The 15,419-nt window shown below is 54.1% G+C and carries 14 protein-coding genes; 11 read left to right on the forward strand and 3 right to left on the reverse strand.

Features of this window, described 5'->3' with window-relative positions; translation table 11 throughout:
- Window positions 1–22: 22 nt before the first annotated feature.
- Window positions 23–646, reverse strand: a complete 624-nt coding sequence (locus PHF39_RS09250) for a flavodoxin family protein (RefSeq protein ID WP_300223254.1) — start codon at window positions 644–646, stop codon at window positions 23–25.
- 239 nt (window positions 647–885) lie between these two features.
- Between PHF39_RS09250 and PHF39_RS09255 the strand changes: the two genes are divergently transcribed.
- The 7 genes from PHF39_RS09255 to PHF39_RS09285 all read left to right on the forward strand — a co-directional run bounded on the left by PHF39_RS09255 (window position 886) and on the right by PHF39_RS09285 (window position 8,376).
- A complete protein-coding gene (locus tag PHF39_RS09255; RefSeq protein WP_300223256.1) occupies window positions 886–1,524 on the forward strand; it encodes a ThiF family adenylyltransferase in 639 nt (212 codons plus the stop codon).
- Complete coding sequence (locus PHF39_RS09260; RefSeq protein ID WP_300223257.1) at window positions 1,521–2,048, forward strand: UPF0254 family protein; 528 nt, start codon at window positions 1,521–1,523, stop codon at window positions 2,046–2,048. The genes PHF39_RS09255 and PHF39_RS09260 overlap by 4 nt, the downstream gene beginning before the upstream one ends.
- 143 nt (window positions 2,049–2,191) lie before the next feature.
- On the forward strand, window positions 2,192–3,709 hold the full coding sequence (gene hmdC / locus PHF39_RS09265; protein WP_300223258.1) for a 5,10-methenyltetrahydromethanopterin hydrogenase cofactor biosynthesis protein HmdC: 1,518 nt from the start codon (window positions 2,192–2,194) through the stop codon (window positions 3,707–3,709).
- Between the two features lie 265 nt (window positions 3,710–3,974).
- A complete protein-coding gene (gene hmd / locus PHF39_RS09270; protein ID WP_300223260.1) occupies window positions 3,975–5,012 on the forward strand; it encodes a 5,10-methenyltetrahydromethanopterin hydrogenase in 1,038 nt (345 codons plus the stop codon).
- Between the two features lie 48 nt (window positions 5,013–5,060).
- Window positions 5,061–5,882: an AAA family ATPase gene (locus tag PHF39_RS09275; RefSeq protein WP_300223262.1), complete on the forward strand. Its 822-nt coding sequence runs from the start codon at window positions 5,061–5,063 to the stop codon at window positions 5,880–5,882.
- 187 nt (window positions 5,883–6,069) lie between these two features.
- The gene (locus PHF39_RS09280) at window positions 6,070–7,305 is read left to right on the forward strand and encodes a TIGR00300 family protein (RefSeq protein ID WP_300223263.1); all 1,236 of its coding nucleotides are present in this window, start codon (window positions 6,070–6,072) and stop codon (window positions 7,303–7,305) included.
- A gap of 642 nt (window positions 7,306–7,947) precedes the next feature.
- A complete protein-coding gene (locus PHF39_RS09285; protein WP_300223264.1) occupies window positions 7,948–8,376 on the forward strand; it encodes a DUF3795 domain-containing protein in 429 nt (142 codons plus the stop codon).
- Window positions 8,377–8,561: 185 nt separating this feature from the next.
- Here the strand turns inward: PHF39_RS09285 and PHF39_RS09290 are convergent, their stop codons facing one another.
- Window positions 8,562–8,831, reverse strand: coding sequence for a hypothetical protein (locus PHF39_RS09290; RefSeq protein WP_300223265.1), 270 nt, complete (start codon window positions 8,829–8,831; stop codon window positions 8,562–8,564).
- Window positions 8,832–9,332: 501 nt separating this feature from the next.
- Here PHF39_RS09290 and PHF39_RS09295 point away from each other — a divergent pair.
- On the forward strand, window positions 9,333–11,228 hold the full coding sequence (locus tag PHF39_RS09295) for a PAS domain S-box protein (protein WP_300223267.1): 1,896 nt from the start codon (window positions 9,333–9,335) through the stop codon (window positions 11,226–11,228).
- Between the two features lie 1,064 nt (window positions 11,229–12,292).
- On the opposite strand, the gene PHF39_RS09300 is transcribed toward PHF39_RS09295, so the two are convergent.
- Window positions 12,293–12,664, reverse strand: coding sequence for a helix-turn-helix domain-containing protein (locus PHF39_RS09300; RefSeq protein ID WP_300223269.1), 372 nt, complete (start codon window positions 12,662–12,664; stop codon window positions 12,293–12,295).
- A 184-nt stretch (window positions 12,665–12,848) separates the two neighbouring features.
- Between PHF39_RS09300 and mcrB the strand changes: the two genes are divergently transcribed.
- Genes mcrB through mcrG form a run of 3 tightly spaced genes read left to right on the forward strand, consistent with a single transcriptional unit; the run spans window position 12,849 to window position 15,417 of the window.
- On the forward strand, window positions 12,849–14,153 hold the full coding sequence (gene mcrB / locus PHF39_RS09305; RefSeq protein WP_300223270.1) for a coenzyme-B sulfoethylthiotransferase subunit beta: 1,305 nt from the start codon (window positions 12,849–12,851) through the stop codon (window positions 14,151–14,153).
- 2 nt (window positions 14,154–14,155) lie between these two features.
- Complete coding sequence (mcrD, locus tag PHF39_RS09310) at window positions 14,156–14,656, forward strand: methyl-coenzyme M reductase operon protein D (RefSeq protein WP_300223272.1); 501 nt, start codon at window positions 14,156–14,158, stop codon at window positions 14,654–14,656.
- Window positions 14,653–15,417 (forward strand): coenzyme-B sulfoethylthiotransferase subunit gamma, encoded by a 765-nt coding sequence (mcrG, locus tag PHF39_RS09315; protein WP_300223274.1) that lies wholly within the window; start codon window positions 14,653–14,655, stop codon window positions 15,415–15,417. Before mcrD ends, mcrG begins: the two co-directional genes overlap by 4 nt.
- The last annotated feature ends 2 nt before the right edge of the window (window positions 15,418–15,419 follow it).

Consider the following 15,419-nt stretch of genomic DNA (forward strand, 5'->3'; position numbering starts at 1 on the left):
GGCGTGCAAAAACGATATCCTCTTATTTTTTTACCGCTGCAACTACATGTTCCCCCAGCATCCTGCCTTTCCGGTATGCCTCATCGAGAATTTCAGGGAACCTGTTCAGGTCTTTTTTCCCGTCCATGTCCCGCACCAGAATTTCGTCAGTGAGGGGACAGTCGATGATATCGCAGAATGCCTGAGCTGACTGCCTTACCCCATCGAAGTTATCCGGGAGGTTCATTCCTGCAATGGAGATGAGGAGGGTATTCCGGTATTTTCGTTTCTCCGGTGCGACAAGCGGGGAGTTCCGCAGGTATTTTGCACAATAAAAGACCTGAAAGCGATCCATGAATGATTTGAGGGCGCCGGGGACTCCCATGGTCATGACCGGTGTAGCGATGATGAGGCTGTCGAGTGAGGCGAAGAGCGGATAGAGGCCGGTGATGCCGTCCTGCAATTTGCACCTGTCATTGTCGCGGCAGAAGTAGATCTCGCGGCATGGCGAAAATTCGAGTGACGGCACAATGACTGTCGTAACAGTGCATCCTGCCTCCCGCGCCCCGGCCACAGCGCGGCTGAGAAGCAGGGCCGTGTTTCCCTGCCGACGCGGGCTGCCGAGGAGGGCGCAGATTGCAGGCTTTTCGTTATTTCCGGGTGACATTTCCGGATTTGTTATTACAATTTTTACAATATTTAATACTTTATGTTATCTCAATTGAAACAATAACCGGTATCGTCCCCCTTCCCCGCCAGAATGGTTAACACAGGGCGAAATCATCTTATGTTTTTAAAAGGGTCTTCAATGCCAAAAACTATAATTTTCCGGACTGCAAGGGATCCTATCATATTGTATTATGAAAATATGATTTTGTAACATTTATTCATAAAATATGGTGGAATATGGATCTGGCAGAGATGGAGAAGAGGAAGGCGCCGTGGGGTGACGTTACCCTGATCGGGCTTGGCAGGCTTGGTCTGAGGACTGCCCTGAACCTGATGCAGGCGCACCGGGGAGGCCCGTCCCGCATCACGGCAATAGACGAACAGACAATATCGCCGGACGACCTGATCTTCCGGTCCCTCGGTGGCATCGTGGGGGAGTATAAGGTCAGTTTTCTTGAAAAACTGGCCGGTCGCGGGTTTGGCAGGGATATCCAGGGAATTCCCCTCTATATCTCAGAAGAAAACCTGGACCTGATTCGCGGCGATGTGGTATGTATCGAGATCGCCGGGGGCGATACCCTGCCGGTGACCGTGCAGATTATCAGGCACGCCCAAAAGAACGGCATCGCTACAATCAGTACCATGGGGGTTTTCGGTGTCGGGGATGTGCCAGTACGGGTCCTGGAGATCGATGAAGCAGATACCAAAAATCCTATTGTTGATTACCTCAGGCAGAATGGAGTGAAGAATCATCGGCTTGTCGGCACCGGCAAGCTGATCCGGGACTGGGAGCCGGTCATCCCACCGGTCCTGGACCGTGTATCGCTTGCCATGGCATCAGAAGTCTTAAAAATGCTTCACGAAAAGAGATCATGATCCGCATTGCCACGGCCGAATGTTTCACCCATGGGCTAATCGGGAGGGAGATCCACGCATTCTCCCGAGGCTATCCCCGCCAGTATTCCTGGAAGCTCGACCCTCGCCGGTACCGGCTCTCGCTTGTCTGCGGGCTTTTCATCCCCACCCTTTCCGGGGTCCGGAGCATCCTTCGGATCTCCCCGGTCCCCCCGTTCGAAATCCTGGACGGTATCAAAGTGTATGACCAGGAATCCGACGATGTTATGGCGTTGCGGATGGCGGAGGCGGTACGGGAGATCACCCGGGCCCACATCGGTATCGGTACGACCGCCGGAATCGGCAGGGGAAGCATCGCTGTTGCCGGTAAAGAGTTGAAACTCCTGACCCGGAGCGATGTATATGCCGACCTGCGTTCATCCGATCCATCCGTTATCCTTGCCCGGCAGGAATCCGGGATCCGGAAGTGCCTCCATCTCCTGGAAGACCTGATCGGTAATGACCTGCAACCATCAAAAGACGGAAACGTCATCAGGTTTCCCTGATGGGGAGAACTGCCGGATACAAAAAGAGTAGTACGTATTAATCTAATTGTAATATTTTTTTATACATTTTTCTTTATTTGTAATAATTTTTATATGGCTTGGCGGGTAAGGGATAACATACACTTTCTGGGGCAGGAACAAAAATGCTGGAAATCATAAGAGAGGCGGTTCATGATCCGGATGCAGCGTGGGAACTCTGCCGGATGAAAAAAGATCCCGCCGAGATAGTCTCTTCCGTGACCGGGCTTGAGAGGGACGAGGCTGTCAGCCTGGGGAACAACTTCAAGCAGTTCCCGCTGGGATGCGACCTTACGGAGATCTTTGTCGGGACCTGTGCATCCGATATGGAAAAGATCGATATCCTGGGCAATTGCCAGCTCTCCGATGCCATCGGTGCATCCATCCATGTCTGTGCCTATGCGTTTGCCGATATTGCCGAAGCGCATGGTATGAAAGGCATTGACCTGTACCGGGAAGTGCGGGAACTTACCGAAGTCCCGCTCGATCTGGATCATTTCGGGAGTTTCGGGCCCATGAGGCTCCCCAAGGATATCATCGGCTGCCAGGGACAATGTTATAATACCGGGCCCCCGTTCTCCGGCTGTCCGCGCGACCGGATCCATTCCCGGCTGCTGGACAAAGAAAAGGAAGCGATCGCTGACCGGGAAGAGTGGGTGAAGATCTCCTCATCTGTTGCAGTGAACGTGAGTTGTGTGCAGGGCGCACAGGGTCATGCTGCCCCGCTCGAAGAGGCGCGCGAGATCGCAGAACTGGCAATAAAATTCGGTAAGGTGGTTGAGGCGATCCTCTTCGTGGGCGATGGGGACGAGGATCTGCTACGCGGGTTTACTGCCGCACTGGAACTGGGTGCCGACGTCTTTGTCATCGAAGGCGGCCCGTTCAATTGTGCAAAAAACCGCCTGGATGCTTTTGCCCGCGCGGTTGCAGCCGCACGCATCCTTGCTCCCGGAAAGGTCGTGGCAACCAATGGTGCGTACGAGGATGAATGCCGCATCGGCCTTCGAGCAGGGCTCAACGCGATCATCACCGGGTTCCCGAAAAACCATCACGGGTACATGTGCGGGTATGCCCCGGGAACGGCCCGGCGGGGAAATTTCGGTTTGCCCCGGGTGCTCCGGATAATCCGGGAGGAAGTGAGGAGCGGGCAGACGCGGGCTCCGATAATGAAGGAGGAGGTGGAGGCGTTGGCCCGTGCAGTTAAGATCGTTGGCCCGGAACATGTCTACCCTGAAAAGATCGGGGATTGCGCTGTCGGTGACGCCCACTGGGTCTGCCTGCAGTCAACGCCACTCTATCGGCGGGTCAGGGTAGGGAAGACAGCAGCCGATATTTCCGCAATGGCAAAAGAGGGATTGCTTGGCGATACTGTTGCGCTTCTTGGCGGCAGGTTCGTCTCATGGGTCCTTGCCCGGGAACTGGAAGGGTACGTTGACCGGATTATTATCAGCGACACCGATCCCCGGGTTGAGAACGTGACGGTTGAGAACCTGCGGAGCGCACTCAGGATGGATATCGAGCAGGGCGGGTCGGACGACCTGTTGTCAGCAAACCGGTCCGATACCGCGATCGTCTGTTCAACTATCCCGTCAATTAACCGGAAGATTTCCCTGGGTGTCAGGAACCCGATCTCCCTTCTTTGATCCACCCGGCCATTTTTTCAGGAAGAGTCCGTTATTCATATCCTGTCTTCTGTACGGGCCCCGGTCGATAGATGGAGGATACAATAGCGGATATCAAATCAAAAAATATATTACTGAATAAGTAGAGTCGATCATACTACTTGTAAAAGTCGTAAGATTACATGCTACTTCTTTTACAGGTATTGGGAAAAATTGTTACACTGTTAAAAATACGTGATAACGCGTTTTACAAGGATTTGGCAGCGTGACAATGCGGAGACTTACAATGAGCATAAAAAAAGTTGCAATACTCGGTGCAGGATGTTATCGTACCCACGCAGCCGCGGGAATCACGAACTTTGCACGAGCCTGTAAAGTTGCAGAGCAGGTTGGAAAGCCGGAAATTTCCATGACCCACTCAACCATCATCATGGGCGCGGAACTCAAGTACCTGGCAGGAATCAATGATATCACAATATCGGATCCCGTTTTTGACGGCCAGTTCACCGTGATCAAAGACTTCGATTACAAAGAAGTCATGAAAGCCCACAAGAGCGGCAATCCCGAATCGATCATGCCGCAGATCCGGAAGAAAGTGAAGGAAGTGGCAAAGGACCTGCCCAAGCCCCCGAAGGGTGCGATCCATTTCACCCACCCCAAGGATCTGGGCTTCAAGATCACGACCGACGATGCCGAAGCGGTGAAGAATGCCGACTGGATCATCACCTGGCTCCCGAAAGGGGACATGCAGAAAGCCATCATCGAAAAGCATGCCGATAACATCAAGGAGGGCGCCATCATCACCCATGCCTGCACTATCCCGGCTACGAAGTTCCAGCATATCTACGACGATCTCGGGCTCCTGAAGAAGAAGAAGGTGCAGATCTCGTCGTACCACCCCGGTGCAGTCCCGGAGATGAAAGGACAGGTCTTTGTCTCGGAAGGATATGCATCCAAGGACACCATCGATGCGCTGATGAAGATCGGCAAGACCGCCCGCGGCGAGGCCTTCACCCTGCCGGCAGAGATGCTCGGACCGGTCTGCGATATGTGCGCCGCCCTGACCGCCATCACCTACGCCGGTCTCCTCACCTACCGCGACTCGGTCATGAAGGTGCTCGGCGCTCCGGCCGGGTTCACCCAGATGATGGCAAAGGAGTCCCTCGAACAGGTCAATGCCCTGATGAACAAGGTGGGCATCGACAAGATGGAGGAGCACCTCAACCCCGGTGTATTCCTTGGCACAGCGGATTCCATGAACTTCGGTGCGGTCGGCGAGGTCCTTCCCACGGTCCTGAAGACCCTCGAGAAGCGGAAGAAATAATCCATCCCCCTTTTTGTTCACCTCGGTAATTATGTCAGGGCCGCATCCATGAATCCCCTTTTTTTGCACCATCACGACCATGCTGTCCCCCCTGATGCACCGGGAGGAAAGATCGCAGGGTCTTCCCCGTTCACTATCGCAGTCTCCGGTAAAGGCGGGACCGGCAAGACCACCATCTGCTCACTCCTTATCAGGGAACTGGTTGCGGCAGGACACGGTCCGGTCCTTGCCGTCGATGCCGACCCGAACGCAAACCTGCACGAAGCGCTCGGCATGGAACTGTACGAGACACTCGGCAGCATGCGGGAAGAGGCATTCTCCCGGCAGATCCCCGCCGGTATGGGGCGCCGCGAGTATCTTGCCTTCCGATTCCACCAGGTGCTTGCCGAGGCCGAGGATATCGACCTTGTGGCGATGGGGAGGCCGGAAGGGCAGGGCTGTTACTGTTTCGCAAACGATGTTCTGCGGGAATGTATGCAGCAACTTGCGCACCATTACCGGTTCATGGTCATGGATACGGAAGCCGGCCTGGAGCATATCAGCCGGGGGACCGTCGGCCACCCGGACCTGCTCCTTGTTGTCAGCGATCCCGGTGCCCGGGGCCTCCGGACCATCGACCGTATCCGGACGACTGCAACGCAGCTGGGGCTTGAGAACGGCCGGATCCTGACCATCGTCAACCGGTATAAAACCGGCATGGCTCCGGCCGGGATGAGCGCACCGTTCTGGGTCGTCCCGTACGATCCGGAGGTTGAATCGGCGGACATGGGCGGGACACCGGTCTCCCGGATCCCTCCGGAGAGCCCGGCACGGGTTGCAGTCCGGGAGCTGACCGGGAAGATCAGGGAGCTGGCCTCCGGGAAAAGATGATGAACGGGTACATGAGGCTTCATTATTCTCCCGAAGGCCGCCCCTTCCTGAACGCAAAACAGCGTGCCGGATATCATTCAGGGGATCGTTGCACCCTGCCTGATTCGCTGGTATGGACGGCCCCGGGAACCTCCCGGGAGAATGATCCGGAAATCCGTCCGGCAGTTCCCTTGAAAAGGTGATAACCATGGCAGTCATTGCAGAAGAAATCGAACTCAAAGGCCACATCATCGACTCGCTGATCCTGCCGAGGGTCCTCGACACGATCATGGATATGCGGGGGACGTTTGAGATCCTGCAGCTCGATGTGGGCAGGAGTAAGAACGATGAAAGCTATTGCAGGATCCAGGTCCGGGGTCCGGACCGGATGTTTGCCGAACTGGAGAACCTCGGTGCCCTTCTCCCCCGGAAAGCAGTGAAGACCACTCCTGCACCGGAAGACGGCGTCCTGCCCTCCGGTTTCTATGGCACAACGCACCACCCGACATTCGTATTCCTTAAGGGCCGGTGGAGGGAAGTCCGGGACATCGAAATGGACTGTGTAGTAGTCATCAGCGGCGTAACGGCGGTCTGCCGCCGGCAGGGCGTGGTCCGGAAAGGCGACCGCATTGTTGTCGGTTTTGACGGCGTGAGGGTGGAACCGCCCCAGCGGTCGCGGTCGCCCGCCGATATCTTCGGGTTCATGTCCAGCCAGGTATCCCCGGAGAAACCGATCAAATACCTGATCCGGGACCTTGCCCTCGAAATGAAGAAGATCCATGACCGGAATGGCTTCATCATCCATGTCATGGGCACGGCGATGGTGCACACGGGGGCGGACGAGGCGCTGCAGGACCTGGCCCGGATGGGCTATGTCCAGGCACTGTTCGTCGGCAACGGCTTCGCGGTCATGGATGTCGAGAAGCAGTTGTTCGGGACAACGCTCGGGATGGATAAAAAGACCGGCAAGGTCCTGAAAAGCGGGTACAAGAGCCATCTCGTTGCCATCAACGAGATCACCCGGGCGGGCGGCCTGCGCCAGGCGGTCAGGAAGGGCGTGCTGAAAAGCGGCGTGCTGTACGAGTGCGTGAAGAAGGATATCCCCTTTGTCATCGGCGGCTCGCTGCGGGACGACGGCCCCCTGCCGGACACGATTACCGACGTCATGCGGGCGCAGGACGAGATGCGCAGGCACGTGCGCAAGGCCGACATGTGTATCATCTGCGCGTCCATGCTCCACGGGATCGCGGTCGGGAACATGCTGCCCTCGCGGGTGAAGACCGTTGCCGTGGATATCAATCCCTATGTCGTGACCCGGTTGCAGGACCGGGGGACAACGCAGGCGCTGGGGCTGGTCACGGATCCTGCGCTGCTGCTCCCGCACCTCGCGGCGGAGATCAAGAGCCTGGAAGGGATTACGGACAGATCATCCGGAAAAACCTGATCTGGTGAAATCATTGATTACTGATAAAACGCTCCCGTGGGCTCCACAATCCAGGATACTTTTGAGAGAATCGTCTCCACTTTTTTTAGCAGTCCCTGCCGCTCTGACAATTCTCGGTTACGAGTTGCCGTCCGGTACATATAGTGCATTTGCATTGCAATGTGCCCCGATTTGAAGGGCATGCTTTGTAGAAATCATTTCCTGAATGAAGATACTCCGGGGGGCGTCGCCAAACGGCTCCGCCCCCGCCGCTGTGGCGCCCCAGTTGCGATAGTGCGGTATTACCTGTACAAGAAAATTTGAGAAATCAGATTTTATAATACAACGAAGGTTCCGGTACAGGAAATGCGGAGACATCGCAAGCGCCCCCGCCCCCTCGGGGGCAGGGCTGGCGCAAAGGGGGGCATTACCCATTAATGAAAGGGTTTCTCCAGAGCAGAAGGGCGCTATGTAATCATGAGTAAGGCACTGCCATTCTCTTGTCGCATGTCTGATAATTCACGGCGGTTCTGATAGATTACGCGTTGATCTTCAGGCTGTATCCTGTCAAAAAAAACCTACTCCAAAAAAAATCCTGAATTGTTTTTCCCGGCGCATGTTGCAGTATTACTATTTTAAATAATTGTAGCAAAGAATCCTGGTATGGATAACCCATTGGAAGCTCCCTGCGGGCTCCATTGCGGGGTGTGTTTCCTTTACCGGGCAGGGAGCGATGAAGCACTAAGGGCCATGATATCGGAAAAATTCAATCTCCCTATGGAGAAGGTCGTCTGTCCCGGGTGCCGGGCCGTCAGCGGCTTCTGCCCGGTGATTAACGAACAATGCGCAACATATCTCTGTGCGAAAGATAAAAGCGTCGCGTTCTGCTCGGAGTGCAGGGAGTTCCCCTGCCGGAAACTGATGCCGTGTGCCGACCAGGCATCCGCACTCCCCCAGAACATCAAGATCTTCAGTCTGACCATGAGGAAGAACAGAGGTGCCGGGGAGTGGGAAAGATCGATTATGGATGTGTACAACCTCTACTTCAAGGGGAAAATGATCATCGGCCGTGGCCCGGTGCCAAAGGATTGATGGAGTTGCTGCTGGATTTGAAAACCTTACCCATCAATCTTCAAGTTTTTCTTGGGAAAATAATTTTAACGCTTGATATTGAGTCAGAACCGGTCAATCGTTGCCATTATGTCTGCAATGAATTTAAGATATTCAACAAGATGAGATAATAATAGTCAACACTGAATACAACACAACCAGATTATTTATTTTTCCGTTTTTACTCTCATCTGGTTCAGCACGATCTTAATTTGGGTCTGGATCCACTTTTCGCCTTCTTCCGAGGTCAGCCATTCGATTATTTGTTCTTTACAACCGGAGTTGTGATCCGTGAAAAATAATATCAGGGCGGTGGTAATGACATCATTTCTTGATGCATATTCCCCGTTTTCAATCACTTCATTCATTCTCTGCAGAAGATCATGCGGGCATTTGTACGATATTTGCTCTTTTGGTTTCCCTTTAATCGGTGGCATCCACATAAGAATGCGACAGAGATGTAAACAATTTTTGTAAGTCTCATGAGGTTTTAGAGAACTTTTTATACTTTAAATTATCTATATGCCGTTGATAATATCAATGCGCATTAATCACGTGGAATCGTTAAATAAAATGAATGATAGCGAAACGATCATACGTACATACCGGATACATATTTCATGGAATATCAGACAGTTGCTTCCTGGAGTAATTCGTACCCGAGAGGATATAACCGCATTATGGAGAATGTTTTACGATAAAATATCTTCCTGGGGGATACAGGGAAAAAAACATTCAGATTTATTCTGGCAGCGGTTGCCAGAACAGAATGTCTTAAATCCGGTAACAACCGGGAAAACAGTATTTCTTCTGATCAAAGAACCGGAGAAGAATGTCCGGATTTGCCAGCGGGATCCCCGGCCTCCTGAATACTGCAGAGGGAAGACTTGGTTCTAACGGATAACAGAATTCCCGCTCTGGTATCCGGGGAGTGTCCTATGGAAGTGCAGGATGCGCAGAGAACATTGGTGCCAGATAGCAGGAATTCAATTTCCCTGCTCTATGTTGACGACGACCCTACTCTTCTGGAAATATGTAAACTGTTCTTAGAACATTCAGGCCGGTTCCATGTTGATACGCTCTCATTCGCCCCGGAGGCGCTGGAAAGACTGACCTCGTTTTCCTACGATGCAATCATTTCCGATTACCAGATGCCAGTGATGGACGGCATCGCTTTTTTGAAAATGCTGCGATCACTGGGAAATTCTACACCATTTATTTTATTTACCGGGAAAGGACGGGAGGAGATCGTCATTGAGGCACTCAACAACGGCGCCGATTTTTATCTCCAGAAAGGGGGCGAGCCGGAGGCCCAGTTTGCCGAGCTGGAACATAAAATCAGAATGATTGTCGAACAACGAAAAATAAAAAACGAGCTGATCGAATCCCAGCGGCGGGTCTCCGATATCATTGATTTCCTGCCGGATGCAACCTTTGCAATTGACCTGGCCGGGATGGTCATTGCGTGGAACCGGGCAATGGAAGAAATGACCGGCGTAAAAAAAGGGGAGATCCTGGGGACCGGAAACCATTCCTACTCCATTCCGCTTTATCAAGAGAGACACCCCCTCCTCCTCGATCTTGTCCTGGCGGATGACAAGATAACGGAAGAGAAATACCCCTGGATCAGAAGGAAAGATCATAAGTTGATCTCGGAAATTTTCATCCCAACACTGTACGAAGGGAAAGGGGCTTTCCTCTGGTTTACCGCATCGCCGTTTTATGACATGAAAAACAATGTTGTCGGCGCAATAGAATCGATCAGGGATGTTACCGATCAAAGGAAGGCTGATGAAGCACTTGCGCAGAGTGAGCGCAGATACCGGAATGTCGTCGAAGACCAGTCAGAATTCATCTCGCGTTTCCTCCCCGATGGAACACACGTTTTTGTCAACGGGGCATATTGCCGGTATTTCAACAGGGAGCCTGACAGCATCCTCGGGAAGCGCTTTATACCGAGAATTCCCCAGGAGGATCTCGTTCTTCTCAAGAAACATTTGACATCGCTGACACAGGAAAAGCCGGTGGCGGTTATCGAACACCGGACCATCATTCCTCCCGGGGAAATCCGCTGGCAGCGGTGGACCGACCGGGCAATTTTCGATACCAAGGGAACGATCGCAGAGTACCAATCGGTAGGGAGGGACATAACTGAGCAAAAAAAACTTGAGGAATCTCTCTGGCAGACTAATAAGAAACTCAACCTCCTGAATAATATCACCTGCCACGACATCCTCAATCAGCTGACTGTGCTACTCGCCTACCTTGAGTTTGCCAAAGAAAAAACCAGCGGGTCCGAAGCGCTGGACTTCCTGAAAAAAGGAATCCTGGCGGTGAATAAGATCCAGACCCTGATCCGGTTCACCCGGTATTACCAGGATCTCGGTATCGTTATGCCGGAATGGCAGAACCTCCGTAACGTCTGTATGAGAGCTATTCCTACCGGTCGAGACGGAATTACGGTAGCCTATCCCTCCGGCGATCTCGAAATCTATGCCGACCAGTTACTGGAAAAGGTACTCTGCAACCTGTTCGACACTGCTGTCGGCCACATGAAACAGATGTCCGAGATATCGATAACCTTCTGTGAAAACCCGGAACCGGGCGGGGTTACTGTCATAGTGGAGGATAATGGGACCGGCATCCCGGACAATGTGAAGGAGAGAATCTTCGGACGCGGGTATGAGACAAATACCGGCTTTGGCCTCTTCCTGGCCCGGGAGATCCTGCTGATCACGGGGATTACGATACGTGAGACCGGGATATGGGGTGAGGGAGCGCGCTTTGAGATCCAGATTCCCCCGGGGGGTTTCCGGTTCGTTCCACCAGTGTGATCGCGGGGCGGACAGGAAAAGCCCTATGAAAAAAATGACCGGGTGCGATTATCGAATTACAGCCTCGTGCTGATACGAATCATAAACCCGGTAACCTTTCGGCAGGTTGTGAGGGCAATGAGAGGATGTGGGCGTGGAGCGTTGGGAATTGGTCTCCTGCTTTTTCCCGGGATAAATCTGAATGCGCCTTTGGGCATATCAGCATCTGTTATTATCTGTATACTGAAGCTAGGCGGAGCGCTATCATAAAGGAGCAACGTTGAATCAACCAACACGGCAATTAAGAGGAAGTTCGGTGAGACGCTGAAATCAAAGAACCAGATCGTTCAGGTAAATGAATTGCTGGCAAAGATCATCGCGTACAATCTTACCGTCGTTATTCTTGAGACGGACGAGAATGGAATCTCCCCGGATTTCCTGAATGGGGTTAAGGTCACCTGAAATTGGGCTTTGTAGAAATCATTTCCACAACGCACTCAGTGGAATTACGAGGGTGACCCCCTCTCTCCCCCAGAGGGGGAGGCAACCCAAGGGGGCCCGCCCCCTTGACCCCCAGTTTCATTTTTTTTCAGGCCCATATACGGCCATGTACCACGGGGCGAGGGTCGGCAGACCCCAAGCCGCCCGTGGCTCCATCACTATCCAATACTCTCCCGCATAGGTTTTCTACAGAGCCTGGGTATACTAACCTTTTTATCACCTACCTCTAATGGAAATTACGAAAGAAAACATTGTCAGTATATTGTTTTGAAATGTAAATCGGAAACAGTGTTCCGGATCTTAGAGATAAAACGCATACGCTCCGGGGGCTCCGCCCCGCCGCTCTGGCGCCCCAATTGCGATGGCGTCGTACTACCGAGCACTAACCTCCTGGTAATACGGAAGAATCGCATATGCCCCCGCGCCGATGGGGGCAGGGCTGGCGCAGGGAGGGTATACGTTTGAGCAAAAAAATAGTCGCTGAAGGGTGACTATACCCAAAATGATTTTTTCAGAGCAAAGAAATCCTAATCACCTGACAACTTGTCAGATCCCCTGCCGGAAACCTGGTTACAGCAGGAAAATCACGGGTCCGGCACCTTCGCCAGCATGGGTATCCGGTAGCTGAGGAAAAGCAGGTTATACTCCTTTGCCCAGTGCAGCAGCGGCCCGATGGCCACCCTCAGGCTCCGGCCGTGTTCCGTGAGCCGGTACTCGACCCGGGGAGGGACCTCGGCATAGCAGACCCGCTCGATCAGCTCCGCGTTCTGGAGTTCTTTTAAGACATCTGCAAGCGACTTGGGGCTGATCTTCCCGCAGTCCTTCATCATCTCGGAGAAGCGCATGGACGGGCGCCGGCCAAGTTCGACAATGATGCAGATCGCCCATTTCTTCGCAATCGTTGGCATGATGCCGCGCAGGCAGCAGATGCACAGGGGGTCGCTTTCCTCCTCCATAGTTACTGCAATACTATAAAGTTTATACTATTAATAATCCGGTCACGTTTGTACTATGAAATCATACAGATTTTTCACCAGGTGTTACCAATGACAGGTTTTTCGATCCTATCACACCGGCGTGCAGCATGCATGGTCCGGTACATGGACATGATATCCGGCACAGCCCCGGGAGAGGAGACCCATGGCGCATTACCCTGAGACCATCGACCTCTATTCCGATGACGGGAAACTGCTGAAGAGCAACGTGCAGCTGCACCGCATCAGCCCGCTCCTGAATCCTGCAGCCCGGAAGATCGTAGATCTGACCAAGCGGACGATCAACGTGAACCTTGCCGGCATTGAAGAGGCATTAAAGACTGCGAAACTCGGCAAGGGCCGTATCCCCGGCCGGGAACTCGACCTCCCGATCATGGAAAGAAAAGAAGCCCTGATCGAGAAGATCAAAACGATGGTGCAGGTAGAGGATGATGATGATACGGACATCCAGCAGTTCAACGGGGGCAAACTCCTGCTCGTGCGGGCGCCCACCCTGCGGCTGACCGGAGCATCCACATACGATGCAGCCATCACGGCGGTTGCCTCCGCGGTGACTTATGCAATTGTCGATGAGTTCGACATCGACGCGTTCAATGCTTCGACCGTCAAGGCAGCCGCGTGGGGCAGTTATCCGCACACGCAGGACATGGAAGGCGCCCTTGTTACGTCCATCCTGACCATCCCGCAGAACAACGAGGGGATCGGCTATGCTCTGCGCAACATCAGCGTCAACCATTTCGTCATGATGACGAACCGCAACGCCCTCCAGGGTGCTGCACTTGCGTCAACGTACGAAATGGCCGGTGTTTTCGAGATGGGCGGGGCCATCGGACCGTTCGAGCGCAACCAGCTGCTCTGTTACGGGTACCAGGGGCTGAATGCCAACAACATGGTCTACGATATTGTGAAGGAGAACGGGCAGACCGGTACGGTCGGCTCCGTTGTCCAGTCGCTCGTAGACCGTGCAATCGAGGACCGGGTCATCACTCCCGGCAAGAAAGGCGGGTACTTCCAGTTCTACGACACGAAGGACCCGATGCTCTGGAACGCGTACGTCTCGGCCGGCACCCTTGCGGCAAGCATTGTCAACTGCGGTGCAGGCCGGTTCGTGCAGGCAGTCTCTTCAACGCTCCTCTACTTCAACGACTTAATCGAGCACGAGACCGGCCTTCCGGGCGCTGACTTCGGGCGCGTGATGGGAACGGCAGTCGGTTTCTCGTTCTTCAGCCATTCGATCTATGGTGGCGGCGGGCCAGGCATCTTCAACGGCAACCACGTGGTCACCCGGCATGCCTACGGCATGGCGATCCCCTGTGTCGTTGCCGCAGCCGCGATGGATGCCGGCACCCAGATGTTTTCCCCGGAAGGAATGTCGAAGATCATGGGCGAGACCTACGGGAAGATGGATGTCTTCTCTAAACCGATGCACCAGATCGCGCTGGAGGTCTGACCATGGATACTGCCACAGACCATCCCCAGTGCCGCATCGTCCCGATGCGTATGCTGGGTCCGGATACAACGAAGAGGCTGCTTGAGCAGATTGTTGTCGTTCCCGGCATCCACCGGATGCTCCTCAACGGCCAGAACATCCCGCTCCTGGTGCCCTACGGCCCTGCCCGGGGTACGGAGAATAAAACGAACCTGCGCAAGACCATCGAGGTTGCCGGCAATGCCGTTGACCTCCACGTGCAGGTCGGCAGCATCACCCTTGAGGTGGAAAACCGGAAGGTCATCGATACATTCCGCAAAATCTGCGACGCATTCTTTGTCGATTTCCCGTATCACATCCAGGAAGGTAAATTCATGAAAACCCATCCTACCCTCGTGGACTATGCACGCTATGGTCCCGGTGCTGACCGGAACCTCATCGGCCTTGTCGACCCGAAGCGGAAAGACAAACCAACGCTCATCAGTATCTCAAATGAACGCGTCTGCGGGGGATACGAGATATGACGCGGACACCCCAGTACGGGCCGGGAACGTCGGTGGTTGCGATGAACCGCCGCAAACAGATGGATCCGAATCACACCCTCACAAAAATGCGGAACATCACCGATGAGGATATCGTGCTCCTCCTCGGGCACCGGGCTCCCGGGGCGAGCTTTAAAACCATGCATCCCCCTCTTGCGGAGCAGCAGGAGCCGGACTGCCCGATGCGGCAGCTGGTGAAACCCACGGAAGGGGCAAAACATGGCGACCGGGTCCGGTATGTCCAGTTCGCCGACTCGATGTTCAACGCACCCTGCCAGCCGTACCAGCGGACCTATGCGGAGATGTACCGCTTCCGCGGCATCGATCCTGGCACCCTGTCGGGACGACAGATTGTGGAGTGTCGCGAGCGCGACCTCGAACAGTACTGCCGGCTCCTGATCGAGACCGAGATGTTCGACCCGGCGCTCGTGAGCCTCCGGGGCGCTACGGTCCACGGGCACTCGCTCCGGCTTTCCGAGGACGGGATGCAATTCGATGCGCTCCAGCGCTGCGTGCTGGGCGGGGACGGGATGGTCCGGTACGTCAAGGACCAGATCGGCCTCCCGCTCAACCGTCCGGTCGAGGTGGGTAAGCCCCTCGACAGTAAGTGGCTGAAGGAACATTCCACGATCTTCCATTCCCTTGTCGGGACACCGCTCCGCGACGATCGGGAATATGTTGAATACCTGCAGCGGATCCACATGCTGCGGACACGCTACGGCTTCATGCCGAAGGAGGCCTGACC

This window comes from Methanoregula sp. (genome assembly GCF_028712425.1).
Taxonomy (GTDB): domain Archaea; phylum Halobacteriota; class Methanomicrobia; order Methanomicrobiales; family Methanospirillaceae; genus Methanoregula.